Source organism: Streptomyces buecherae, assembly GCF_014295035.1.
Taxonomy (GTDB): Bacteria; Actinomycetota; Actinomycetes; order Streptomycetales; family Streptomycetaceae; genus Streptomyces; species Streptomyces youssoufiensis.
Genome location: NZ_CP060404.1, coordinates 3490517 through 3512010, shown reverse-complemented (window position 1 = coordinate 3512010; position 21494 = coordinate 3490517). Strand labels below are relative to the sequence as shown.

The following is a 21494-nucleotide window of genomic DNA, read 5'->3' as shown; positions in this document are numbered from 1 at the left end:
GCTGGGGGAGGTACAGGGGTGGCGTTCCAACCGTGGCAGGGCGGACAACCGGCCCAGCCGATGAATCAGTCGCCGATGATGCGTGTCTCGCACGCCGAGCGGGAGCGGGCGGTGGACGTCCTGAAGGCCGGCTTCGCGGAGGGGCGGCTCCCACAGCCCGAGTACGAGGAGCGCATCACCCGGGCCTACCAGGCGCAGACGTACGGCGAACTCCAGGTGTTGGTCGGGGACCTGCCCCAAGGGCCGCTGGCCCAGCCGCAGTTCGCCCCGCGGCCGGTGGCGCCGATGGTGCCGCAGACCTTCCTGCCGGCGTCGGCGCGGACCAACGGGAGCGCGACGGGCGCCCTGGTGTGCGGCATCCTCGGCACCATGGTCGGCGTCACGGCGATCCCGGCGGTGATCCTGGGGCACAAGGCGCGGGGTGAGATCCGTCGCACGGGGGAGCAGGGCGACGGCATGGCCATCGCCGGCCTGGTGCTCGGCTACGGGGTGCTCAGCTTCGGGGTCATGTTGGTCATACTCTTCGGCCTGGTGGCGGTGAGCCTCTGACCCGCTCCCGGTCCACGGCCCTGACCTGGGCGAACGGCTCCGAGCCCGGCGGCTCCCGGCGCGTCAGCGGGGGCGCTGGGGGGCGCGGGGGCGTGGCGGCGCGGCCGGGGTTCGGCGGCTGAGACGCGCTTCCGCGACGGGAGCGGGCGCACTACGGTAAGCGGGAGCGCCGCGAGCCGCCCGGCGTGTCCTACGCGTGTGCATTTGTTTTGACCGGAGCCGATGCGGTAGGTACGCTCTGACCTTGTGCCTGGCGTGTCCCTGGGCTCCCGTGCGCGCACACTTCCTTGACTTCCGTCGAGGTGAGGTGCCCCGGACGGAGCCTGGAGGAGTACCCCCAATTTTTTGGGGACCGAGGTGTTCCGCACCAAACTCCGCACTCTCTCGCTCATCGCAGCGGTCTGGAGTGCGCGACACACCCGACCGCGTGGGTCGGAGAAACCCCAGGTTAGCTTTACTAGACGGCACACAGAAACCGGAGAAACGGTGCCTACGATCCAGCAGTTGGTCCGCAAGGGCCGGCAGGACAAGGTCGAGAAGAACAAGACGCCCGCGCTGGAGGGTTCCCCCCAGCGTCGCGGCGTCTGCACGCGTGTTTTCACGACCACCCCGAAGAAGCCGAACTCGGCCCTGCGTAAGGTCGCGCGTGTGCGTCTGACCAGCGGCATCGAGGTCACCGCTTACATTCCGGGTGAGGGCCACAACCTGCAGGAGCACTCGATCGTGCTCGTGCGTGGCGGTCGTGTGAAGGACCTGCCGGGCGTTCGCTACAAGATCATTCGTGGCTCGCTCGACACCCAGGGCGTCAAGAACCGCAAGCAGGCTCGCAGCCGCTACGGCGCCAAGAAGGAGAAGTAAGAATGCCTCGTAAGGGCCCCGCCCCGAAGCGCCCGGTCATCATCGACCCGGTCTACAGCTCTCCTCTTGTCACCTCCCTCATCAACAAGGTGCTCCTGAACGGCAAGCGCTCCACCGCCGAGCGCATCGTCTACGGCGCCATGGAGGGGCTGCGCGAGAAGACCGGCAACGACCCGGTCATCACGCTCAAGCGCGCTCTGGAGAACATCAAGCCGACCCTTGAGGTGAAGTCCCGCCGCGTCGGTGGCGCCACCTACCAGGTGCCGGTCGAGGTCAAGCCCGGCCGCGCCTCCACCCTCGCGCTGCGCTGGCTCGTGGGCTACTCGCGCGCCCGTCGCGAGAAGACCATGACCGAGCGTCTGATGAACGAGCTCCTGGACGCCAGCAACGGTCTGGGCGCCGCGGTCAAGCGTCGCGAGGACACCCACAAGATGGCCGAGTCCAACAAGGCCTTCGCGCACTACCGCTGGTAGTCGCTACCCCCATCGAAACCGAGAGAAGACTGAGCCAGATGGCCACCACTTCACTTGACCTGGCCAGGGTCCGCAACATCGGGATCATGGCCCACATCGACGCGGGCAAGACGACGACCACCGAGCGGATTCTGTTCTACACCGGTGTGAGCTACAAGATCGGTGAGGTCCACGACGGCGCTGCCACGATGGACTGGATGGAGCAGGAGCAGGAGCGCGGCATCACGATCACGTCGGCCGCGACCACCTGTCACTGGCCGGTGGACGACGTCGACCACACCATCAACATCATCGACACCCCGGGCCACGTCGACTTCACCGTCGAGGTGGAGCGTTCGCTGCGCGTGCTCGACGGTGCCGTGACGGTGTTCGACGGTGTCGCCGGTGTGGAGCCGCAGTCCGAGACGGTGTGGCGCCAGGCCGACCGTTACAACGTTCCGCGCATCTGCTTCGTGAACAAGCTGGACCGCGTCGGTGCCGAGTTCCACCGCTGCGTCGACATGATCGTCGACCGCCTCGGTGCGACCCCGCTCGTCATGCAGCTCCCGATCGGCGCCGAGGCCGACTTCAAGGGCGTGGTCGACCTCGTCCGGATGAAGGCCCTGGTGTGGTCCGCCGAGGCGGCCAAGGGTGAGATGTACGACGTCCTGGACATCCCGGACACGCACGTCGAGGCCGCCGCCGAGTGGCGCGACAAGCTCCTGGAGACCGCCGCCGAGGGCGACGAAGAGCTGATGGAGCTGTACCTGGAGGGCCAGGAGCCCACCGAGGAGCAGCTCAAGGCCGGCATCCGCCGCGCCACCATCGCCGGTAACCTCACCCCGGTCTTCTGTGGCACCGCGTTCAAGAACAAGGGCGTCCAGCCCCTGCTCGACGCGGTGGTCGCCTACCTCCCGTCCCCCGTGGACGTCGAGGGCGTGACCGGCCACAAGGTCGACGACGAGGACACCGAGATCTTCCGCAAGGCCTCGGACGACGAGCCGCTCGCCGCGCTTGCCTTCAAGATCATGAGCGACCCGCACCTCGGCAAGCTCACCTTCGTCCGGATCTACTCCGGCCGCATGGAGGCCGGCACCCAGGTGCTGAACTCCGTGAAGGGCAAGAAGGAGCGCATCGGCAAGATCTACCGGATGCACGCGAACAAGCGTGAGGAGATCGCCAGCGTGGGCGCCGGCGACATCGTCGCCGTCATGGGTCTCAAGCAGACCACCACCGGTGAGACGCTCTCCGACTCCGGTAACCCGGTGATCCTGGAGTCCATGAACTTCCCGGCTCCGGTGATCCAGGTCGCCATCGAGCCGAAGTCCAAGGGCGACCAGGAGAAGCTGGGTGTCGCCATCCAGCGCCTCGCCGAGGAGGACCCGTCCTTCCAGGTCCACACCGACGAGGAGACCGGCCAGACCATCATCGCGGGTATGGGCGAGCTGCACCTCGACGTGCTGGTCGACCGTATGAAGCGCGAGTTCAAGGTCGAGGCCAACGTCGGTAAGCCGCAGGTCGCGTACCGCGAGACGCTGCGCAAGGCCGTCGAGCGGATCGACTACACGCACAAGAAGCAGACTGGTGGTTCCGGCCAGTTCGCCAAGGTGCAGATCGCGATCGAGCCGCTTGAGGGCGACGGGTACGAGTTCGAGAACAAGGTCACCGGTGGCCGCATCCCGCGGGAGTACATCCCGTCCGTGGACGCGGGCTGCCAGGAGGCCCTGGAGTTCGGCGTGCTGGCCGGCTACCCGCTGACCGGCGTCAAGGTGACGCTGCTCGACGGCGCCTACCACGAGGTCGACTCCTCCGAGCTCGCCTTCAAGATCGCTGGCTCCATGGCGTTCAAGGAGGGTGCTCGCAAGGCGTCGCCGGCTCTGCTGGAGCCGATGATGGCCGTCGAGGTCACCACCCCCGAGGACTACATGGGCGACGTCATCGGCGACATCAACTCCCGCCGTGGACAGATCCAGTCCATGGAGGACCGCAGCGGCGCCAAGGTCGTCAAGGGCCTGGTTCCGCTCTCGGAGATGTTCGGCTACGTCGGTGACCTGCGGAGCAAGACCTCCGGTCGCGCGAGCTACTCCATGCAGTTCGACTCCTACGCCGAGGTTCCGCGGAACGTCGCCGAGGAGATCATCGCGAAGGTCAAGGGCGAGTGACGAGGGCCCGTCCCCGCAGCAGCGGGGATGAGCCCACACCGTTGCTCAGCCTTTAGGCTGGAGCACAGGCATCGGGGCATTCCGCCACAGAACGCACCACGCGTCCTGTGGCGGGGCCCCGGACGCCGGCCCCCAAGCGAATACGGCCAAGGGCATCCCCTCGGGGTCCTGGTCGGTTCGGTCAAGACCACCTGAACCCATCCGCAAAGTGTGGATGGAGTACAGCACCAGTCCACAGGAGGACCCCAGTGGCGAAGGCGAAGTTCGAGCGGACTAAGCCGCACGTCAACATCGGCACCATTGGTCACATTGACCACGGTAAGACGACGCTTACGGCGGCGATCACCAAGGTGCTGCACGACGCGTACCCGGACCTGAACGAGGCCTCGGCCTTCGACCAGATCGACAAGGCTCCTGAGGAGCGCCAGCGCGGTATCACCATCTCCATCGCGCACGTCGAGTACCAGACCGAGTCGCGTCACTACGCCCACGTTGACTGCCCGGGTCACGCGGACTACATCAAGAACATGATCACCGGTGCCGCCCAGATGGACGGCGCGATCCTCGTGGTCGCCGCGACCGACGGTCCGATGCCGCAGACCAAGGAGCACGTGCTCCTCGCCCGCCAGGTGGGCGTGCCGTACATCGTTGTCGCGCTGAACAAGGCCGACATGGTGGACGACGAGGAGATCATGGAGCTCGTCGAGCTTGAGGTTCGCGAGCTGCTCTCCGAGTACGAGTTCCCGGGCGACGACCTGCCGGTCGTCAAGGTCTCCGCGCTCAAGGCCCTTGAGGGCGACGCGGAGTGGGGCAAGTCCGTCCTCGACCTGATGAAGGCCGTCGACGAGTCGATCCCGCAGCCCGAGCGCGACGTCGACAAGCCGTTCCTGATGCCGATCGAGGACGTCTTCACGATCACCGGTCGTGGCACCGTCGTCACCGGTCGTATCGAGCGAGGCATCCTGAAGGTCAACGAGACCGTTGACATCATCGGGATCAAGCAGGAGAAGACCACCACCACGGTCACCGGCATCGAGATGTTCCGCAAGCTGCTCGACGAGGGCCAGGCCGGTGAGAACGTCGGTCTGCTCCTCCGTGGCATCAAGCGCGAGGACGTCGAGCGCGGCCAGGTCATCATCAAGCCCGGTTCGGTCACGCCGCACACCGAGTTCGAGGCCCAGGCCTACATCCTGTCGAAGGACGAGGGTGGCCGTCACACCCCGTTCTTCAACAACTACCGCCCGCAGTTCTACTTCCGTACCACGGACGTGACGGGCGTTGTGACCCTCCCCGAGGGCACCGAGATGGTCATGCCGGGCGACAACACCGAGATGTCCGTCCAGCTCATCCAGCCGGTCGCCATGGAAGAGGGCCTGAAGTTCGCCATCCGTGAGGGTGGCCGGACGGTGGGCGCCGGTCAGGTCACCAAGATCAACAAGTGATCTGACGCTTCCGTCTCCCAGCCGGCCCCGCCCCCGGGCGTGGCCGGCCCAGGAACGGAAGGTCGCGCTCTCGCGGCATCGGCCCGGGCCCCACTCGCTTCACCGCGAGTGGGGCCCGGGCTTTTTCCGTGCCCGGACGCGCGCGCCTGGCCCTTACGCGCGCCCGGCCCGCGCGCGGTGCCCGGCGGCGTGCGCGTCCGGCCCGCGCGCGGTGCCCGGCCGCCGGCCGCCCCCGGGCCGCTGCGCGTACGCGCGACGGCCCGGGCCGGGCTTGTCGGGCTACGCCTGCCCGGTGGGGCGGGGCTGCCAGAGCCAGGGCGTGGCAGCGGGGGAGAGGCCGACGACGCGGGCCGGCGAGGCCCGCGGGCCCGGCGGGACCAGGGCCGGCAACCCCACCGGCCGCAGCCGTGCGGGTGAGCGCAGGGGGCGGACGGCCGGGCCCGTGCCGTACTGCAGGACCGCCTCGCCGTCCCGGCCCCGACCGAGGGCCAGCGCCTGCGGCTCGGGCTCCTCGGCGTCCTCGTCGGCCGGTGCGTACGAGGTGCTCAGCGGCCCGTACCCGGCGAAGCCGCGCAGCCGCGTGGCGGGGGTGTCGGCCTGGTCGCCGCCGAAGACGTAGCTGATCGGCTCGGCCGCGGCGGGGGTGCGGTAGGTGAGCAGCAGGGCGCCGGAGGGGGCGAGGGCGACGGCCGGCTGTTCGCCGGGGGCGGGCAGCCCGGTGGGCGGCTGGGCGCTGACCGGGCTGCCGGCGCCGGTCTGCGCCCAGTGGCGCAGCGTGCCGCGCCCCGCGGCGAAGACGTGGACCAGGCCGTGGGCGTCGAGCGTGACGCTGAGCCCGTCCTGGATCTCGTCGGCCTCGGCGAGGGGCGCCGCGCCGGTGCCGGGCGCGCCCGCCTCGGGGATCGACTGCCAGGGGGCCCAGTCCCCGCGCGCGTCGCGGACCCGGGTGGCCAGGCCCTTGTCAGCCGTACGGGCGAACAGGTGGACCCGGCCGTCGGGCGTCGCGATGGCGACCGGGCAGCCCACTCGGCGGCCCCGCTCGGGGTCCTCCTCCGGGGTGCCGAGCCCGCGCCAGGACCGGAACGGGCCGCCGGCGCGACGCTGTTCGAGGACCACCAACTCCCGTACGTTGGCGCCGCCCTGGCCCTCCAGGGCGGCGAACCGCAGCGCGAAGAGCGACTGCCGGCCGGCCCGGTCGACCACGGCGCACAGCGCGGGGGCCAGCGGGCCGCCGCCGAGGTTGTGCGGGGCGCCCCAGCGCCCGCTGCCGGGCGCGGTCTCGCGCCAGCGCACCGCCTGGGTGCCGAGCACGCCGTACGCGACGGTCCGGCCGTCCGGCTCGGTGAGCGGGGCGAGCCGTGGGCCGGGGTGGCGGTAGTGGGTGCTGCGTATCCACCCCTTGCGGTTGCGCAGCGGGCGGGTGCCGCCCTGGCCGTAGTCGCCGCAGCCGGCCGGGTTGCCGCACTCCCAGTCGGGCCCGCCGCCGTACGCGGCCAGGAAACGGGCCTTGTCGCCCACGACATCGGCCGGCAGGTTCTTCGGCCAGCGCTGGTTGTAGTAGCCCCGGAAGGCGGTGGTGGTGAACCGGGGGGCGCGGCCGTCGCGGCGCGCGGCGTCGGCTGCCCACTGGAACATCGCCTTCCAGGTGAACAGCGCGACCGGCGTGTGGTCGCGGTGGTCGGAGCAGCCCGGCTGGTCGCTGTCGCGCCGGTGGGTGGCGTCGTGCACCTGGAAGTCGGGGTCGGGGTCCATGGTGTGCACGAGGGTGGGCCGGAACTGGTCCATGAGGTGCGCGAGCACGTCGACCAGCGTCTCGTGGCGGTACGTGCTGACGGCGCGCAGCGGCGACCCGGTGGGCAGCAGCGTCTCCATGGTGGTGCCCGGGGTGTCCCACAGGTGCGGGGTGCGGGCGCCGGCGGCGGAGAGCGTGGCGATGTTCAGGAAGATCAGCCGCACCGAACGGGCGCCCTGCGCGAGGAAGTTGGTCTCGGCGCTCAGCCCGCCGGGCAGTTCGAGGACCGAGCGCTGCCAGCGGGTGAACCGGTGCATCCCGAGCATCTCCGCGTACGCCTGGCGCAGCCCCTGCTGTCGGGCGGAGGCGTAGCCGGGCTTGTCGGGCGGCGGGAGCGGGCGGCCCGGCGCGTTGTTGACGCCCAGCGCCTCGCCCGCGGTGACGTACACGGACACCACGGGTATGCCGGCCTCCAGCACGTGCCGGGCGTCCGGGTTCATGAAGTACAGGTCGTCGTCCGGGTGCGCGAGGACCTGGAGGAGCAGCGCGTCCTTCTCGCCGGTGACGGTGGTGAACGGCTCGGCGGCGTGCGGGTCCACCGAACGTACGGGCGCGGCCGAGCCGCCCGGCAGCGCGGTCTGGCTGGCGCTGGAGTGCCGCGCCCGACCGCCGACGACGCCGGCCGCCGTGAGGGCCGCCAGCGCCGCCACCACCTGTCGCCGTCCCGGCGGCGACCACGGGGTCGTGCTATTCACCTGCTGTGCCTCGCGATGTCGTTCCAGGGCAGCACCTACGTCCCTGGGCTGCGCTCGCGCTAGGGCAGACGGCGTGCCGTGCGCGTTGGTTGCCCGGGATGGGGGAGTTCGGTGGTCACAAGTTGATCACCGCGAGACGGTTGCGCTGTCTTTCGGACAGGTCAACTGGGGTGGTGGGACGGGGGGTTGGGCCACCGTCGGGTTCGGGTAGGGCGGTGCCCCCGGTGGCTCGTCGGCGCGTCCTCGCGGTGCCTGCCGGGAGTGCGCGGGCGGCGGCCCACGGTAGGACGGAGCGGGCACGGTGCCCGTGGCTTCCCCCCTCTTCACCCGTACGAGCGGCAACGAGCGCCCGCCGGAGCGCTACGGTGAGAAGGCGGTGCGGGTTCTCGCCCATGGGAGGGGCCATGACTGCCGAATCGCTGAACCCGTGGCCGGTGCCGCCGCCGGACGGCTACACGGTGGACGATCTCTTCACGCTGCCCGACCTCCCGCCCCACACGGAGTTGATCGACGGGAGCCTGGTCTTCGCGGGCCCGCAGCGGATCTTTCACATGGCGACGCTGTACCTGCTGGAGAGCGGGTTGCGTCGGACCGTGCCGGATCACCTGCTGGTCGGTCGGGAGATGACCGTGGTGCTGGGGCCGCGCAACGCGCCGGAGCCCGACCTGTTCGTCGTCCGCGAGGAGGCGGTGCGCAGCCGCCGGCAGACCAGCTTCGAGGCCGCGGACGTGCTGCTCGTCGTCGAGGTGGTCTCCCCGGATTCGGAGGCCAGGGACCGCGACACCAAGCCCCGTAAGTACGCCGCCGCCGGTATCCCGCACTTCTGGCTGGTCGAGATGGCCGGCGACGAGGACCACCCCGTGGTGCACACCTACGAGCGGGACCCGGTGACCCAGGTCTACGCGCTCACCGGCATCCACCACGAGCGGCTCAGGCTGTCGGTCCCGTTTACCCTGGACATCGACCTCACCTCGGGCTCGCGCTGAGCCGGGTCGTGGCGGGTTCCGATCATGGCCTCCGGCGGGCCCGAGCCACGCCGTCGCTTCCCCCGGTGACGATTCGCCGCCACTCCTGTGGGGTACCCTCCAAGGCTCGATTCGCGACCGGCATGCCCCGTATGGCACACTGTCCAGGTTGCTCGGTTGAGTGCCGATGTTGCGCGCCTCCCGCCGGGGGGACTGGAAGCGAGTCCCGCAGTACTCGTCGCCCCATGCTGTGTGCCGCAAGGCGCAGGGGCGGAAGTACGGGAATCTTCCGGGAAGCGTAGCGGGGCCCCAGCCAGGCGCCCGGTGGGTGATCTTCCCCCACAACCCCCTTCAGCAGGGAATTCTCCTGTGGAGAATTACAAGAAGGAGGGCGACACGCCCGACCGCGTGGGTCGGGGAAAGGTCGCAAACGCACCGGGTCCCAGAGCGTTACGAGAGACAGGACTACGAAGTAGCCATGGCGGGACAGAAGATCCGCATCCGGCTCAAGGCCTACGACCACGAGGTCATCGACTCTTCGGCGAAGAAGATCGTCGAGACGGTGACTCGCACTGGTGCGTCGGTCGCGGGCCCGGTGCCGCTGCCCACTGAGAAGAACGTGTACTGCGTCATCAAGTCGCCGCACAAGTACAAGGACTCGCGCGAGCACTTCGAGATGCGCACGCACAAGCGCCTCATCGACATCCTCGACCCCACGCCGAAGACCGTTGACTCGCTCATGCGTCTCGACCTGCCGGCGGGCGTCGACATCGAGATCAAGCTCTGAGGTGACGCGCGAGATGGCTAAGCAGATCAAGGGCGTCCTGGGCGAGAAGCTCGGCATGACGCAGGTATGGGACGAGAACAACCGCGTTGTTCCGGTCACCGTCGTCAAGGCCGGGCCGTGCGTCGTGACCCAGGTCCGTACCGCTGACTCGGACGGCTACAACGGCGTCCAGATCGCCTTCGGCGAGATCGACCCCCGCAAGGTGAACAAGCCCCTCAAGGGCCACTTCGCCAAGGCGGACGTGACCCCGCGCCGCCACCTGGTGGAGCTGCGTACCGCTGACGCCAGCGAGTACACGCTCGGCCAGGAGGTCACGGCCGAGGTGTTCGAGTCCGGTGTCAAGGTCGACGTGACCGGCACCAGCAAGGGCAAGGGCACCGCCGGTGTCATGAAGCGCCACGGCTTCGCCGGCCTCGGCGCCGGCCACGGCACGCAGCGCAAGCACCGCTCGCCCGGCTCCATCGGCGGCTGCGCCACCCCGGGTCGCGTGTTCAAGGGCCTGCGCATGGCTGGCCGCATGGGCAACGAGCGGGTCACCACCCAGAACCTGACCGTCCATGCCGTTGACGCGGAGAAGGGCCTGCTCCTGATCAAGGGCGCGGTTCCTGGTCCGAACGGCGGCCTCGTCCTGGTCCGTACCGCGGCCAAGGGGGCCTGAGGTAACCGATGAGCACCATTGACATCCTTTCGCCGGCAGGCGACAAGGCCGGGACCGTCGAACTCCCCTCGGAGATCTTCGACGCGCAGGTCAGCATTCCGCTGATCCACCAGGTCGTCGTCGCCCAGCTGGCCGCTGCCCGTCAGGGCACGCACAAGACCAAGACCCGTGGCGAGGTCCGCGGCGGTGGCAAGAAGCCCTACCGCCAGAAGGGCACCGGCCGCGCCCGTCAGGGCTCGACCCGCGCGCCGCAGTTCGCCGGCGGTGGCGTCGTGCACGGCCCCGTGCCGCGCGACTACTCGCAGCGCACCCCGAAGAAGATGAAGGCCGCCGCCCTGCGCGGTGCCCTCTCGGACCGGGCGCGTCACAACCGCGTCCACGTCGTCACCGGCGTGGTCGAGGGCGAGGTCTCCACCAAGGCCGCGAAGAACCTGTTCGGCAAGATCAGCGAGCGCAAGAACCTGCTCCTGGTCGTCGACCGGTCCGACGAGGCTGCGTGGCTGTCCGCCCGCAACCTGCCTCAGGTGCACATCCTGGAGCCGGGCCAGCTCAACACGTACGACGTGCTCGTCTCCGATGACGTGGTCTTCACGCAGGCTGCCTACGAGTCCTTCGTGGCCGGTCCGGCCGCGTCTGCCAAGGCTGTCGCCTCCGAGGCCGAGCTCGAAGGGAGCGACGCCTGATGAGTGAGGCAACCGCGCAGACGATCACCAGCAAGACCTTCACGGACCCCCGTGACATCCTGGTCAAGCCGGTGGTCTCGGAGAAGAGCTACGCGCTGCTTGACGAGAACAAGTACACGTTCATCGTCGACCCGCGCGCGAACAAGACCCAGATCAAGCAGGCCGTCGAGGCGGTCTTCTCGGTCAAGGTCACTGGGGTCAACACGATCAACCGGCAGGGTAAGCGCAAGCGGACCAAGACCGGTTTCGGCAAGCGCAAGGACACCAAGCGCGCCATCGTGACCCTCGCCGAGGGCGACCGTATCGACATCTTCGGCGGCCCGGTCTCCTAACGGAGATCGGAACGTCCAGAAGTCCGGAATCTTCCGAGGACTGAGAAATGGGTATCCGCAAGTACAAGCCGACGACTCCGGGCCGTCGTGGCTCCAGCGTCGCCGACTTCGTCGAGATCACGCGGTCCACGCCGGAGAAGTCGCTGGTCCGCCCGCTGCACAGCAAGGGCGGTCGTAACAACGCCGGTCGCGTGACCGTTCGTCACCAGGGTGGCGGACACAAGCGCGCGTACCGCGTGATCGACTTCCGCCGTCATGACAAGGACGGCGTCCCGGCGAAGGTCGCACACATCGAGTACGACCCCAACCGCACCGCGCGCATCGCGCTCCTGCACTACGCGGACGGCGAGAAGCGCTACATCATCGCCCCCGCTGGCCTGAAGCAGGGCGACCGGATCGAGAACGGCCCCGGGGCCGACATCAAGCCGGGCAACAACCTGCCGCTGCGCAACATCCCGGTCGGTACGGTCATCCACGCCATCGAGCTGCGGCCCGGCGGCGGCGCGAAGTTCGCCCGCTCCGCTGGTGCCTCCGTGCAGCTGCTGGCGCGTGAGGGCTCCATGGCCCACCTGCGTATGCCGTCCGGCGAGATTCGCCTGGTCGACGTCCGCTGCCGCGCCACCGTCGGCGAGGTCGGCAACGCCGAGCAGTCGAACATCAACTGGGGCAAGGCCGGCCGTATGCGCTGGAAGGGCGTTCGCCCGACCGTCCGCGGTGTCGTGATGAACCCCGTCGACCACCCGCACGGTGGTGGTGAGGGCAAGACCTCCGGTGGTCGCCACCCGGTCTCGCCGTGGGGTCAGAAGGAGGGCCGTACGCGCTCGCCGAAGAAGGCCAGCAACAAGTACATCGTCCGCCGCCGCAAGACGAACAAGAAGCGCTAGGAGCGGGTTTAGATGCCGCGCAGTCTCAAGAAGGGGCCCTTCGTCGACGACCACCTGATCAAGAAGGTGGACGTACAGAACGAGGCAGGCACCAAGAACGTCATCAAGACCTGGTCCCGCCGCTCCATGATCGTCCCGGCCATGCTCGGCCACACGATCGCGGTGCACGACGGCCGCAAGCACGTCCCGGTGTTCGTCACCGAGTCGATGGTCGGCCACAAGCTCGGCGAGTTTGCGCCGACCCGCACCTTCCGCGGCCACGAGAAGGACGACCGCAAGTCGCGTCGTCGCTGATCTGCGGAAAGCGAAGACCGAAAGGTGGGGTTCCCCGCTCCGGCGGGGGTGCACCGACCATGACAGACACCGAAGGGACAACCATGGAAGCCAGGGCCCAGGCGCGGTACATCCGCGTCACGCCCATGAAGGCCCGCCGCGTGGTGGACCTTATCCGTGGCATGGATGCCACGGAGGCTCAGGCGGTCCTGCGTTTCGCCCCGCAGGCCGCCAGCGTGCCGGTTGGCAAGGTGCTCGACAGCGCCATTGCCAACGCCGCGCACAACTACGACCACACCGACGCTCAGAGCCTCGTCATCTCCGAGGCCTACGTGGATGAGGGCCCGACCCTGAAGCGGTTCCGGCCGCGCGCCCAGGGCCGTGCCTACCGGATCCGCAAGCGGACCAGCCACATCACCGTGGTCGTCAGCAGCAAGGAAGGAACCCGGTAATGGGCCAGAAGGTAAACCCGCACGGGTTCCGGCTCGGCATCACCACGGACTTCAAGTCCCGCTGGTACGCCGACAAGCTGTACAAGGACTACGTCAAGGAAGACGTCGCGATCCGTCGCATGCTCACCCAGGGCATGGAGCGGGCCGGCATCTCCAAGGTCGAGATCGAGCGCACCCGGGACCGGGTCCGCGTCGACGTCCACACCGCCCGGCCGGGCATCGTCATCGGCCGCCGCGGCGCGGAGGCCGACCGGCTCCGGGGCAACCTGGAGAAGCTCACCGGCAAGCAGATCCAGTTCAACATCCTCGAGGTGAAGAACCCGGAGACGGACGCTCAGCTGGTGGCCCAGGCCGTCGCCGAGCAGCTCTCCTCGCGTGTCTCCTTCCGTCGCGCCATGCGTAAGAGCATGCAGTCGACGATGAAGGCGGGCGCCAAGGGCATCAAGATCCAGTGCGGTGGCCGTCTCGGCGGCGCCGAGATGTCCCGCTCGGAGTTCTACCGCGAGGGCCGCGTGCCCCTGCACACCCTGCGCGCCAACGTGGACTACGGCTTCTTCGAGGCCAAGACGTCCTTCGGCCGCATCGGCGTGAAGGTGTGGATCTACAAGGGCGACGTCAAGAACATCGCCGAGGTCCGCGCCGAGAACGCCGCGGCCCGCGCGGGCAACCGCCCCTCGCGTGGCGGCGGCAACGAGCGCCCGGCCCGTGGTGGCCGGGGTGGCGAGCGTGGCGGCCGCGGCCGCAAGCCGCAGCAGTCGGCCCCGGCGACCGAGGCCCCCAAGGCCGAGGCGCCCGCCGCCGCTGCTCCGGCGGAGACCACCGGAACGGAGGCCTGACCGACATGCTGATCCCTCGCAGGGTCAAGCACCGCAAGCAGCACCACCCGAAGCGGTCGGGTATGGCCAAGGGCGGCACGGAGCTGGCGTTCGGCGAGTACGGCATCCAGGCCGTCACGCCGGCGTACGTCACGAACCGCCAGATCGAGGCCGCTCGTATCGCCATGACCCGCCACATCAAGCGTGGCGGCAAGGTCTGGATCAACATCTACCCGGACCGGCCGCTCACCAAGAAGCCCGCCGAGACCCGCATGGGTTCCGGTAAGGGTTCGCCGGAGTGGTGGATCGCGAACGTCAAGCCCGGTCGGGTGATGTTCGAGCTGTCCTACCCGAACGAGAAGGTCGCTAAGGAGGCGCTGACCCGCGCCGCCCACAAGCTTCCGATGAAGTGCCGGATCGTCCGGCGCGAGGCAGGTGAGTCGTGATGGCGGCCGGTACCAAGGCGACCGAGCTGCGCGAGCTGAACGACGAGGATCTCGTCGCCAAGCTGCGCGAGGCCAAGGAGGAGCTGTTCAACCTCCGCTTCCAGGCGGCGACCGGACAGCTTGAGAACCACGGCCGGCTGAAGGCCGTCCGCAAGGACATCGCCCGGATCTACACCCTGATGCGTGAGCGCGAGCTCGGCATCGAGACGGTGGAGAGCGCCTGATGAGCGAGACGAATGTGACTGAGAACAAGCAGGACCGCGGCTTCCGCAAGACCCGTGAGGGTCTGGTCGTCAGCGACAAGATGGACAAGACCGTCGTCGTCGCCGTTGAGGACCGCGTCAAGCACGCGCTGTACGGCAAGGTCATCCGTCGTACGAACAAGCTCAAGGCGCACGACGAGCAGAACGCCGCCGGTGTCGGTGACCGCGTCCTCCTGATGGAGACCCGGCCGCTGTCCGCGACGAAGCGCTGGCGCATCGTCGAGATCCTCGAGAAGGCCAAGTAATCCCCTCCGAGGGGGACCCCCTCGGAATAGTTCCGCCAGGCTCGGCGGGGACTCGGGCGACCGGGTCCCCGCCGGGAACCGGCAGACGATCAGGAGATAGACGTGATCCAGCAGGAGTCGCGACTGCGCGTCGCCGACAACACTGGTGCGAAGGAGATCCTTTGCATCCGTGTTCTCGGCGGTTCCGGTCGCCGCTACGCGGGCATCGGTGACGTCATCGTCGCCACCGTCAAGGATGCGATCCCCGGTGGCAACGTGAAGAAGGGTGACGTCATCAAGGCGGTCATCGTGCGCACCGTCAAGGAGCGCCGTCGCCCCGATGGCTCGTACATCCGCTTCGACGAGAACGCCGCCGTCATTCTGAAGAACGACGGCGACCCCCGCGGCACCCGTATCTTCGGCCCGGTCGGCCGTGAGCTGCGCGAGAAGAAGTTCATGAAGATCGTCTCGCTCGCGCCGGAGGTGCTGTAACCGATGAAGATCAAGAAGGGCGACCTGGTCCAGGTCATCACCGGTAAGGACAAGGGCAAGCAGGGCAAGGTCATCGTGGCCTACCCCCGCGAGGACCGCGTCCTGGTCGAGGGTGTCAACCGGGTCAAGAAGCACACGAAGGCCGGCCAGACCGCTCGCGGTTCGAAGACCGGCGGCATCGTGACGACCGAGGCCCCCATCCACGTGAGCAACGTTCAGCTCGTGGTGGAGAAGGACGGCCAGAAGGTCGTCACCCGCGTCGGGTACCGCTTCGATGACGAGGGCAACAAGATCCGCGTTGCCAAGCGGACCGGTGAGGACATCTGATGACTGCCACCACCAACGCGCCGCGTCTGAAGCAGCGCTACCGCGAAGAGATCACGGCCAAGCTGCGTGAGGAGTTCTCGTACGAGAACATCATGCAGGTCCCCGGCCTCACCAAGATCGTGGTCAACATGGGTGTGGGCGACGCCGCCCGCGACTCCAAGCTGATCGAGGGCGCCATCCGCGACCTCACCACGATCACCGGTCAGAAGCCGGCCGTCACCAAGGCCCGCAAGTCCATCGCGCAGTTCAAGCTGCGTGAGGGTCAGCCGATCGGTGCCCACGTCACCCTCCGCGGTGACCGGATGTGGGAGTTCCTGGACCGCACGCTGTCGCTGGCGCTCCCGCGCATCCGCGACTTCCGCGGCCTGTCGCCCAAGCAGTTCGACGGCCGGGGCAACTACACCTTCGGTCTCACGGAGCAGGTCATGTTCCACGAGATCGACCAGGACAAGATCGACCGGGTCCGGGGCATGGACATCACCGTGGTGACGACCGCCCAGAACGACGATGAGGGCCGCGCCCTGCTTCGTCACCTCGGCTTCCCGTTCAAGGAGAACTGACCGTGGCGAAGAAGGCACTGATCGCTAAGGCCGCCCGCAAGCCGAAGTTCGCTGTGCGCGCGTACAACCGCTGCCAGCGCTGTGGCCGGCCGCACTCCGTCTACCGCAAGTTCGGCCTGTGCCGGGTGTGCCTTCGTGAGATGGCCCACCGTGGCGAGCTGCCGGGCGTGACCAAGAGCTCCTGGTAATACCGTTCCCCGCCTGGTGAACGCCCCTCGTGGCGGCACCGAAGCGGACCGTACGGATTCACCGGAGCTCTCGGTAAGCATCGGATCGGCGGGGGCCCCGCTCTTCGTCCCGTAAGGTAGAAGGGTTGGGCGCCCCGCCGTCCGAGACCACTGCGGACGATGCGTCCGCAAGAAGTCGCTTACTACGCCGAAGGTCCCCGCGCCGCACCCGTCCCGAGCTGATCGGGGAGAGGGATGGCGCAGATAGGAAACCCCGGCGAGAGAGGCCGAAGGCCAATTCATGACCATGACTGATCCCATCGCAGACATGCTGACGCGTCTGCGAAACGCGAACTCGGCGTACCACGACTCGGTGGCGATGCCGCACAGCAAGATCAAGTCGCACATCGCAGAGATCCTCCAGCAGGAGGGTTACATCACCGGCTGGAAGGTCGAGGACGCCGAGGTCGGCAAGAACCTCATCCTCGAGCTGAAGTTCGGCCCGAACCGTGAGCGTTCGATCGCCGGCATCAAGCGCATCTCGAAGCCGGGCCTGCGGGTCTACGCAAAGTCCACCAACCTGCCGAAGGTGCTCGGCGGCCTGGGCGTGGCGATCATCTCCACGTCGCACGGTCTCCTCACCGGCCAGCAGGCGCAGAAGAAGGGCGTGGGTGGGGAAGTCCTCGCCTACGTCTGGTAACCGGGAACGGAGGAATAGCCAATGTCGCGTATTGGACGGCTGCCCATCCAGGTTCCCGCTGGTGTGGACGTCACCATCGATGGCCGTACGGTCCAGGTGAAGGGCCCCAAGGGCACCCTCAGCCACACCGTAGCCGCGCCCATCGAGATCGCTAAGGGCGAGGACGGCGTGCTCAGCGTCACACGCCCCAACGACGAGCGTCAGAACAAGGCCCTGCACGGCCTGTCCCGGACGCTGGTGGCGAACATGATCACCGGCGTGACCGCGGGCTACAGCAAGGCTCTTGAGATCAGCGGTGTTGGTTACCGCGTCCAGGCGAAGGGCTCCAACCTGGAGTTCTCGCTGGGCTACAGCCACCCCATCCTGATCGAGGCCCCCGAGGGCATCACCTTCAAGGTCGAGTCCCCGACCAAGCTCAGCGTCGAGGGCATCGACAAGCAGAAGGTCGGCGAGGTCGCCGCGAACATCCGCAAGCTGCGCAAGCCCGACCCGTACAAGGCCAAGGGCGTGAAGTACGCGGGCGAAGTCATCCGCCGCAAGGTCGGAAAGGCTGGTAAGTAAGCCATGGCATACGGTGTGAAGATCGCGAAGGGCAACGCCCGCAAGGGTGCCGCCCTCAAGCGTCGCCACATCCGCGTTCGCAAGCGGATCTCGGGTACCCCCGAGCGTCCCCGCCTCGTGGTCACGCGTTCCAACCGCCACATGGTGGCGCAGGTCATCGACGACATCGCGGGCCACACGCTCGCGTCGGCGTCGACCCTGGACGCGTCGATCCGCGGCGGAGAAGGCGACAAGAGCGCCCAGGCCCAGCAGGTCGGAGCCCTGGTGGCCGAGCGTGCCAAGGCCGCCGGCGTCGAGGCCGTGGTGTTCGACCGCGGTGGCAATCAGTACGCCGGGCGCATCGCCGCTCTGGCGGACGCCGCCCGCGAAGCCGGGCTGAAGTTCTAAGCCCCGGTTCCGGAGCTAGCGGACCGTAACAGAGAGAGGTATTACCAATGGCTGGACCCCAGCGCCGCGGTGGCGGCGCCGGTGGCGGCGAGCGGCGGGACCGGAAGGGCCGGGACGGCGGCGCTGCTGCCGAGAAGACCGCGTACGTTGAGCGCGTTGTCGCGATCAACCGCGTCGCCAAGGTCGTGAAGGGTGGTCGTCGCTTCAGCTTCACCGCGCTGGTCGTGGTGGGCGACGGTGACGGCACCGTGGGTGTCGGATACGGGAAGGCGAAGGAGGTTCCGGCCGCCATCGCCAAGGGCGTTGAGGAGGCCAAGAAGAACTTCTTCAAGGTCCCCCGGATCCAGGGCACCATCCCGCACCCGATCCAGGGTGAGGAGGCCGCGGGTGTCGTGCTGCTCAAGCCGGCGTCCCCCGGTACCGGTGTGATCGCCGGTGGCCCGGTGCGCGCCGTCCTGGAGTGCGCGGGCATCCACGACGTGCTGAGCAAGTCGCTCGGTTCGTCGAACCCGATCAACATCGTGCACGCCACGCGTGCGGCTCTGCAGGGGCTTCAGCGTCCCGAGGAGATCGCCGCCCGCCGTGGCCTGCCGCTGGAAGACGTCGCCCCCGCCGCACTGCTGCGGGCGCGTGCCGGGGTGGGTGCGTAATGGCTCGCCTCAAGGTCACGCAGACGAAGTCGTACATCGGCAGCAAGCAGAACCACCGTGACACGCTGCGCTCGCTCGGCCTGAAGAGGCTCGGCGACGTCGTGGTCAAGGAAGACCGCCCCGAGTTCCGCGGCATGGTGAAGACCGTCCGCCACCTCGTGACGGTTGAGGAGGTCGACTGATCATGGCTGGTTCCTCCGAGAGCAAGCCGCTGAAGGTCCACAACCTCCGTCCCGCCCCGGGCGCCAAGACCGCCAAGACCCGTGTGGGTCGTGGTGAGGCGTCGAAGGGTAAGACGGCCGGTCGTGGTACCAAGGGCACGAAGGCCCGCTACCAGGTTCCGGAGCGCTTCGAGGGCGGGCAGATGCCCCTCCACATGCGCCTCCCGAAGCTGAAGGGCTTCAAGAACCCCGCGCACAAGCAGTTCCAGGTCGTCAACCTGGACAAGCTGGCGTCGCTCTACCCGCAGGGTGGCGAGGTCACGGTGGCCGATCTGGTCGCCAAGGGCGCGGTGCGCAAGAACGAGCTCGTCAAGGTGCTCGGCACCGGCGAGATCTCCGTGGCGCTGCAGGTGACGGTGGACGCCGTCTCCGGCTCCGCCAAGGAGAAGATCGCCGCCGCCGGCGGCACCGTCACCGAGCTCATCTGAGCCTGTGACAACCTGCCGGGGATGCCCCTCATAAGGGGCATCCCCGGTTGGTCGTTCCTAGGGGGGCCCAGTCGCCGGTAAGGTGGCGTGCGCTGTTACCCTCCGCGTGGCCTGTGTCCGCGCGGGTTTTGACTGATTTGTATTCGTCGATCCTCAAGACCGTCACCTCTCGCGCTCGACGCGGGGGGCGCAGGAGGCACCGTGCTCACCGCGTTCGCCCGAGCGTTCAAGACGCCCGACCTGCGCAAGAAGCTGCTCTTCACGCTGGGCATCATTGTCCTGTTCCGGCTCGGGGCGCACGTCCCGGTGCCGGGCATCGACTACCAGAACGTCCAACAGTGCATGGACGAGGCCAAGGCCCAGCAGGGTCTGTTCGGTCTGGTGAACATGTTCAGCGGTGGCGCCCTCATGCAGATCACCATCTTCGCGCTAGGGATCATGCCGTACATCACGGCGAGCATCATCCTTCAGCTGCTCACGGTGGTGATCCCCCGCCTTGAGGCCCTCAAGAAGGAGGGCCAGTCCGGGCAGGCGAAGATCACGCAGTACACCCGTTACCTGACGGTGGCGCTGGCGATCTTGCAGGGCACCGGCCTGGTGGCCACCGCGCGCAGCGGCTCGCTCTTCCAGAACTGCAACGTCGGCGACCAGATCGTCCCCGACCAGTCGATCTTCGTCACGATCACCATGGTCCTCACCATGACCGCCGGCACGGCGCTGGTGATGTGGCTCGGTGAGCTCGTCACCGACCGCGGCATCGGCAACGGCATGTCGATCCTGATGTTCGTCTCGATCGCCGCCGGCTTCCCGAGCGCGCTGTGGGCGATCCGGCAGCAGGGCAAGATCATGGACGGCTGGCTGGAGTTCGGCCTCGTCATCCTCTGTGGTCTGGCGATGGTGGCCCTGGTGGTCTTCGTGGAGCAGGCGCAGCGCCGCATCCCCGTCCAGTACGCGAAGCGCATGATCGGCCGCCGCTCGTACGGCGGGACCTCGACCTACATCCCGCTGAAGGTGAACCAGGCGGGTGTGATCCCGGTCATCTTCGCTTCCTCGCTGCTCTACATTCCGGCGCTGATCGCTCAGTTCAGCGGTTCCGACTCGGAATGGGCGACCTGGATCGAGGCCAACTTCGTGACGGGCGACCACCCGGTCTACATCGTCACGTACTTCCTGCTGATCGTCTTCTTCGCCTTCTTCTACGTCGCGATCTCCTTCAACCCCGAAGAAGTTGCTGACAACATGAAGAAGTATGGTGGCTTCATCCCGGGTATCCGGGCTGGTCGTCCCACTGCGGAGTACTTGAGCTACGTGCTGAACCGCATCACGTGGCCCGGCTCGCTTTACCTGGGCCTGATCGCTCTGGTGCCGACGGTGGCGCTGGTGACGCTCAACGCAAACCAGAACTTCCCGTTCGGTGGCACCAGCATCCTCATCATCGTGGGTGTGGGTCTGGAGACGGTGAAGCAGATCGAGAGCCAGCTTCAGCAGCGACACTACGAAGGGTTCCTCCGCTGATGCGAATCGTCCTCGTCGGGCCTCCCGGGGCGGGCAAGGGAACGCAGGCCGCGTACCTCGCCAAGAACTTGTCAATCCCGCACATCTCCACGGGTGACCTTTTCCGCGCGAACATCAGTCAGGGCACGCCCCTGGGCCAGAAGGCCCAGGAGTACATGAAGGCCGGACAACTGGTGCCGGACGAGGTCACGGTGGGCATGGCCAAGGACCGCATGGCCCAGCCCGACGCGGAGCACGGCTTCCTGCTCGACGGGTTCCCGCGCAACCTCCACCAGGCCGAGGTCCTCGACCAGCTCCTGGCCGACGAGGGGCTGCGGCTGGACGCGGTGCTGGACCTGGAGGTCCCCGAGGGCGAGGTCGTGAAGCGGATCGCCGGCCGGCGCACCTGCCGTACGGACTCCAGCCACACCTTCCACGTGGAGTACAGCAAGCCGAAGGTGGAGGGCGTCTGCGACATCTGCGGCGGCGCCCTGTACCAGCGCGAGGACGACAGCGAGGAAACGGTCCGCAAGCGCCTTGAGGTCTACCACAGCGAGACCGAGCCGATCATCGACTTCTACAAGGCCCAGGGCCTGGTCGTGACGATCTCGGCGCTGGGCAAGGTGGCCGAGGTCACGCGGCGGGCCATGGAGGCCCTGCCGCAGCGGGCCGAGCGGGCCTCGGAGGCCGACGGGCGGACCGTTCCCGGTCCGTGAGTCCGCGAGCGGGGCGGGCCGGCCGCGACGTGCGCGTCGAAGGCCCGCCGCGGTGCGGT

Annotated in this window: 30 protein-coding genes; 29 read left to right on the top strand and 1 reads right to left on the bottom strand. The window is 68.2% G+C overall.

Going from position 1 to position 21494, the window contains the following annotated elements; genetic code table 11:
• Window positions 1–78: 78 nt before the first annotated feature.
• The 5 genes from H7H31_RS13235 to tuf all read left to right on the top strand — a co-directional run bounded on the left by H7H31_RS13235 (window position 79) and on the right by tuf (window position 5463).
• Window positions 79–549 (top strand): DUF1707 and DUF4190 domain-containing protein, encoded by a 471-nt coding sequence (locus H7H31_RS13235; protein ID WP_187064914.1) that lies wholly within the window; start codon window positions 79–81, stop codon window positions 547–549.
• 486 nt (window positions 550–1035) lie between these two features.
• Window positions 1036–1407 carry a 30S ribosomal protein S12 gene (rpsL, locus tag H7H31_RS13230; protein WP_003948652.1) on the top strand — a complete coding sequence of 124 codons (372 nt, stop codon included), beginning with the start codon at window positions 1036–1038 and terminating at the stop codon, window positions 1405–1407.
• A 2-nt stretch (window positions 1408–1409) separates the two neighbouring features.
• The gene (gene rpsG / locus H7H31_RS13225; protein ID WP_176163495.1) at window positions 1410–1880 is read left to right on the top strand and encodes a 30S ribosomal protein S7; all 471 of its coding nucleotides are present in this window, start codon (window positions 1410–1412) and stop codon (window positions 1878–1880) included.
• Between the two features lie 38 nt (window positions 1881–1918).
• Window positions 1919–4021, top strand: a complete 2103-nt coding sequence (gene fusA / locus H7H31_RS13220) for an elongation factor G (RefSeq protein ID WP_187064900.1) — start codon at window positions 1919–1921, stop codon at window positions 4019–4021.
• A 248-nt stretch (window positions 4022–4269) separates the two neighbouring features.
• Window positions 4270–5463, top strand: a complete 1194-nt coding sequence (tuf, locus tag H7H31_RS13215) for an elongation factor Tu (protein ID WP_176163497.1) — start codon at window positions 4270–4272, stop codon at window positions 5461–5463.
• Between the two features lie 279 nt (window positions 5464–5742).
• On the opposite strand, the gene H7H31_RS13210 is transcribed toward tuf, so the two are convergent.
• Window positions 5743–7950 carry a PIG-L family deacetylase gene (locus tag H7H31_RS13210; RefSeq protein WP_232109817.1) on the bottom strand — a complete coding sequence of 736 codons (2208 nt, stop codon included), beginning with the start codon at window positions 7948–7950 and terminating at the stop codon, window positions 5743–5745.
• Window positions 7951–8354: 404 nt separating this feature from the next.
• Here H7H31_RS13210 and H7H31_RS13205 point away from each other — a divergent pair, with 404 nt between their 5' ends.
• The 24 genes from H7H31_RS13205 to H7H31_RS13090 all read left to right on the top strand — a co-directional run bounded on the left by H7H31_RS13205 (window position 8355) and on the right by H7H31_RS13090 (window position 21435).
• Window positions 8355–8936: a Uma2 family endonuclease gene (locus tag H7H31_RS13205; RefSeq protein WP_372455063.1), complete on the top strand. Its 582-nt coding sequence runs from the start codon at window positions 8355–8357 to the stop codon at window positions 8934–8936.
• Window positions 8937–9393: 457 nt separating this feature from the next.
• Window positions 9394–9702: a 30S ribosomal protein S10 gene (gene rpsJ, locus H7H31_RS13200; RefSeq protein ID WP_003948644.1), complete on the top strand. Its 309-nt coding sequence runs from the start codon at window positions 9394–9396 to the stop codon at window positions 9700–9702.
• 13 nt (window positions 9703–9715) lie between these two features.
• Window positions 9716–10360, top strand: a complete 645-nt coding sequence (gene rplC / locus H7H31_RS13195) for a 50S ribosomal protein L3 (RefSeq protein ID WP_176163501.1) — start codon at window positions 9716–9718, stop codon at window positions 10358–10360.
• An 8-nt stretch (window positions 10361–10368) separates the two neighbouring features.
• Entirely contained in the window at window positions 10369–11043 is a 675-nt protein-coding gene (gene rplD, locus H7H31_RS13190) for a 50S ribosomal protein L4 (RefSeq protein WP_176163502.1), read from the top strand.
• A complete protein-coding gene (gene rplW / locus H7H31_RS13185; RefSeq protein WP_187064898.1) occupies window positions 11043–11375 on the top strand; it encodes a 50S ribosomal protein L23 in 333 nt (110 codons plus the stop codon). The genes rplD and rplW overlap by 1 nt, the downstream gene beginning before the upstream one ends.
• Before the next feature lie 47 nt (window positions 11376–11422).
• A complete protein-coding gene (rplB, locus tag H7H31_RS13180) occupies window positions 11423–12259 on the top strand; it encodes a 50S ribosomal protein L2 (protein WP_176163504.1) in 837 nt (278 codons plus the stop codon).
• A 12-nt stretch (window positions 12260–12271) separates the two neighbouring features.
• Window positions 12272–12553, top strand: coding sequence for a 30S ribosomal protein S19 (gene rpsS, locus H7H31_RS13175; protein WP_014178772.1), 282 nt, complete (start codon window positions 12272–12274; stop codon window positions 12551–12553).
• A gap of 83 nt (window positions 12554–12636) precedes the next feature.
• Window positions 12637–12984 carry a 50S ribosomal protein L22 gene (rplV, locus tag H7H31_RS13170; protein WP_176166333.1) on the top strand — a complete coding sequence of 116 codons (348 nt, stop codon included), beginning with the start codon at window positions 12637–12639 and terminating at the stop codon, window positions 12982–12984.
• Window positions 12984–13820, top strand: coding sequence for a 30S ribosomal protein S3 (gene rpsC, locus H7H31_RS13165; RefSeq protein WP_187064897.1), 837 nt, complete (start codon window positions 12984–12986; stop codon window positions 13818–13820). Before rplV ends, rpsC begins: the two co-directional genes overlap by 1 nt.
• A gap of 5 nt (window positions 13821–13825) precedes the next feature.
• On the top strand, window positions 13826–14245 hold the full coding sequence (gene rplP, locus H7H31_RS13160; protein WP_176163506.1) for a 50S ribosomal protein L16: 420 nt from the start codon (window positions 13826–13828) through the stop codon (window positions 14243–14245).
• The gene (rpmC, locus tag H7H31_RS13155; RefSeq protein ID WP_030890741.1) at window positions 14245–14469 is read left to right on the top strand and encodes a 50S ribosomal protein L29; all 225 of its coding nucleotides are present in this window, start codon (window positions 14245–14247) and stop codon (window positions 14467–14469) included. The genes rplP and rpmC overlap by 1 nt, the downstream gene beginning before the upstream one ends.
• On the top strand, window positions 14469–14753 hold the full coding sequence (rpsQ, locus tag H7H31_RS13150; protein WP_187064896.1) for a 30S ribosomal protein S17: 285 nt from the start codon (window positions 14469–14471) through the stop codon (window positions 14751–14753). The genes rpmC and rpsQ overlap by 1 nt, the downstream gene beginning before the upstream one ends.
• A 102-nt stretch (window positions 14754–14855) precedes the next feature.
• Complete coding sequence (rplN, locus tag H7H31_RS13145) at window positions 14856–15224, top strand: 50S ribosomal protein L14 (RefSeq protein WP_176163508.1); 369 nt, start codon at window positions 14856–14858, stop codon at window positions 15222–15224.
• A gap of 3 nt (window positions 15225–15227) precedes the next feature.
• Complete coding sequence (gene rplX / locus H7H31_RS13140) at window positions 15228–15551, top strand: 50S ribosomal protein L24 (RefSeq protein WP_176163509.1); 324 nt, start codon at window positions 15228–15230, stop codon at window positions 15549–15551.
• Window positions 15551–16111 carry a 50S ribosomal protein L5 gene (gene rplE / locus H7H31_RS13135; protein WP_176163510.1) on the top strand — a complete coding sequence of 187 codons (561 nt, stop codon included), beginning with the start codon at window positions 15551–15553 and terminating at the stop codon, window positions 16109–16111. Before rplX ends, rplE begins: the two co-directional genes overlap by 1 nt.
• Before the next feature lie 2 nt (window positions 16112–16113).
• Complete coding sequence (locus H7H31_RS13130; protein WP_030890724.1) at window positions 16114–16299, top strand: type Z 30S ribosomal protein S14; 186 nt, start codon at window positions 16114–16116, stop codon at window positions 16297–16299.
• Between the two features lie 280 nt (window positions 16300–16579).
• On the top strand, window positions 16580–16978 hold the full coding sequence (gene rpsH / locus H7H31_RS13125; protein WP_176163511.1) for a 30S ribosomal protein S8: 399 nt from the start codon (window positions 16580–16582) through the stop codon (window positions 16976–16978).
• Window positions 16979–16999: 21 nt separating this feature from the next.
• A complete protein-coding gene (gene rplF / locus H7H31_RS13120) occupies window positions 17000–17539 on the top strand; it encodes a 50S ribosomal protein L6 (protein WP_176163512.1) in 540 nt (179 codons plus the stop codon).
• 3 nt (window positions 17540–17542) lie between these two features.
• Window positions 17543–17926, top strand: coding sequence for a 50S ribosomal protein L18 (gene rplR / locus H7H31_RS13115; RefSeq protein WP_176163513.1), 384 nt, complete (start codon window positions 17543–17545; stop codon window positions 17924–17926).
• Window positions 17927–17973: 47 nt separating this feature from the next.
• Entirely contained in the window at window positions 17974–18576 is a 603-nt protein-coding gene (rpsE, locus tag H7H31_RS13110) for a 30S ribosomal protein S5 (protein WP_176163514.1), read from the top strand.
• Window positions 18576–18758: a 50S ribosomal protein L30 gene (gene rpmD, locus H7H31_RS13105; protein ID WP_176163515.1), complete on the top strand. Its 183-nt coding sequence runs from the start codon at window positions 18576–18578 to the stop codon at window positions 18756–18758. Before rpsE ends, rpmD begins: the two co-directional genes overlap by 1 nt.
• Before the next feature lie 2 nt (window positions 18759–18760).
• The gene (rplO, locus tag H7H31_RS13100; protein ID WP_176163516.1) at window positions 18761–19225 is read left to right on the top strand and encodes a 50S ribosomal protein L15; all 465 of its coding nucleotides are present in this window, start codon (window positions 18761–18763) and stop codon (window positions 19223–19225) included.
• Window positions 19226–19426: 201 nt separating this feature from the next.
• Window positions 19427–20740: a preprotein translocase subunit SecY gene (gene secY, locus H7H31_RS13095; RefSeq protein WP_187064895.1), complete on the top strand. Its 1314-nt coding sequence runs from the start codon at window positions 19427–19429 to the stop codon at window positions 20738–20740.
• A complete protein-coding gene (locus H7H31_RS13090) occupies window positions 20740–21435 on the top strand; it encodes an adenylate kinase (RefSeq protein ID WP_187064894.1) in 696 nt (231 codons plus the stop codon). Before secY ends, H7H31_RS13090 begins: the two co-directional genes overlap by 1 nt.
• Window positions 21436–21494: the final 59 nt, after the last annotated feature.

Coding starts and splice junctions, on each gene's coding strand:
- rplF (WP_176163512.1), top strand. CDS start 17,000: ATGTCGCGTATTGGACGGCTGCCCATCCAGGTTCCCGCTGGTGTGGAC.
- rpmD (WP_176163515.1), top strand. CDS start 18,576: ATGGCTCGCCTCAAGGTCACGCAGACGAAGTCGTACATCGGCAGCAAG.
- rplB (WP_176163504.1), top strand. CDS start 11,423: ATGGGTATCCGCAAGTACAAGCCGACGACTCCGGGCCGTCGTGGCTCC.
- rpsE (WP_176163514.1), top strand. CDS start 17,974: ATGGCTGGACCCCAGCGCCGCGGTGGCGGCGCCGGTGGCGGCGAGCGG.
- rpsS (WP_014178772.1), top strand. CDS start 12,272: ATGCCGCGCAGTCTCAAGAAGGGGCCCTTCGTCGACGACCACCTGATC.
- fusA (WP_187064900.1), top strand. CDS start 1,919: ATGGCCACCACTTCACTTGACCTGGCCAGGGTCCGCAACATCGGGATC.
- rplX (WP_176163509.1), top strand. CDS start 15,228: ATGAAGATCAAGAAGGGCGACCTGGTCCAGGTCATCACCGGTAAGGAC.
- rplC (WP_176163501.1), top strand. CDS start 9,716: ATGGCTAAGCAGATCAAGGGCGTCCTGGGCGAGAAGCTCGGCATGACG.
- rplD (WP_176163502.1), top strand. CDS start 10,369: ATGAGCACCATTGACATCCTTTCGCCGGCAGGCGACAAGGCCGGGACC.
- rplE (WP_176163510.1), top strand. CDS start 15,551: ATGACTGCCACCACCAACGCGCCGCGTCTGAAGCAGCGCTACCGCGAA.
- rpmC (WP_030890741.1), top strand. CDS start 14,245: ATGGCGGCCGGTACCAAGGCGACCGAGCTGCGCGAGCTGAACGACGAG.
- rpsJ (WP_003948644.1), top strand. CDS start 9,394: ATGGCGGGACAGAAGATCCGCATCCGGCTCAAGGCCTACGACCACGAG.
- rplV (WP_176166333.1), top strand. CDS start 12,637: ATGGAAGCCAGGGCCCAGGCGCGGTACATCCGCGTCACGCCCATGAAG.
- rpsH (WP_176163511.1), top strand. CDS start 16,580: ATGACCATGACTGATCCCATCGCAGACATGCTGACGCGTCTGCGAAAC.
- rpsQ (WP_187064896.1), top strand. CDS start 14,469: ATGAGCGAGACGAATGTGACTGAGAACAAGCAGGACCGCGGCTTCCGC.
- rplO (WP_176163516.1), top strand. CDS start 18,761: ATGGCTGGTTCCTCCGAGAGCAAGCCGCTGAAGGTCCACAACCTCCGT.
- rpsC (WP_187064897.1), top strand. CDS start 12,984: ATGGGCCAGAAGGTAAACCCGCACGGGTTCCGGCTCGGCATCACCACG.
- rpsG (WP_176163495.1), top strand. CDS start 1,410: ATGCCTCGTAAGGGCCCCGCCCCGAAGCGCCCGGTCATCATCGACCCG.
- H7H31_RS13235 (WP_187064914.1), top strand. CDS start 79: ATGCGTGTCTCGCACGCCGAGCGGGAGCGGGCGGTGGACGTCCTGAAG.
- H7H31_RS13090 (WP_187064894.1), top strand. CDS start 20,740: ATGCGAATCGTCCTCGTCGGGCCTCCCGGGGCGGGCAAGGGAACGCAG.
- rplW (WP_187064898.1), top strand. CDS start 11,043: ATGAGTGAGGCAACCGCGCAGACGATCACCAGCAAGACCTTCACGGAC.
- H7H31_RS13205 (WP_372455063.1), top strand. CDS start 8,355: ATGACTGCCGAATCGCTGAACCCGTGGCCGGTGCCGCCGCCGGACGGC.
- rplR (WP_176163513.1), top strand. CDS start 17,543: ATGGCATACGGTGTGAAGATCGCGAAGGGCAACGCCCGCAAGGGTGCC.
- rplP (WP_176163506.1), top strand. CDS start 13,826: ATGCTGATCCCTCGCAGGGTCAAGCACCGCAAGCAGCACCACCCGAAG.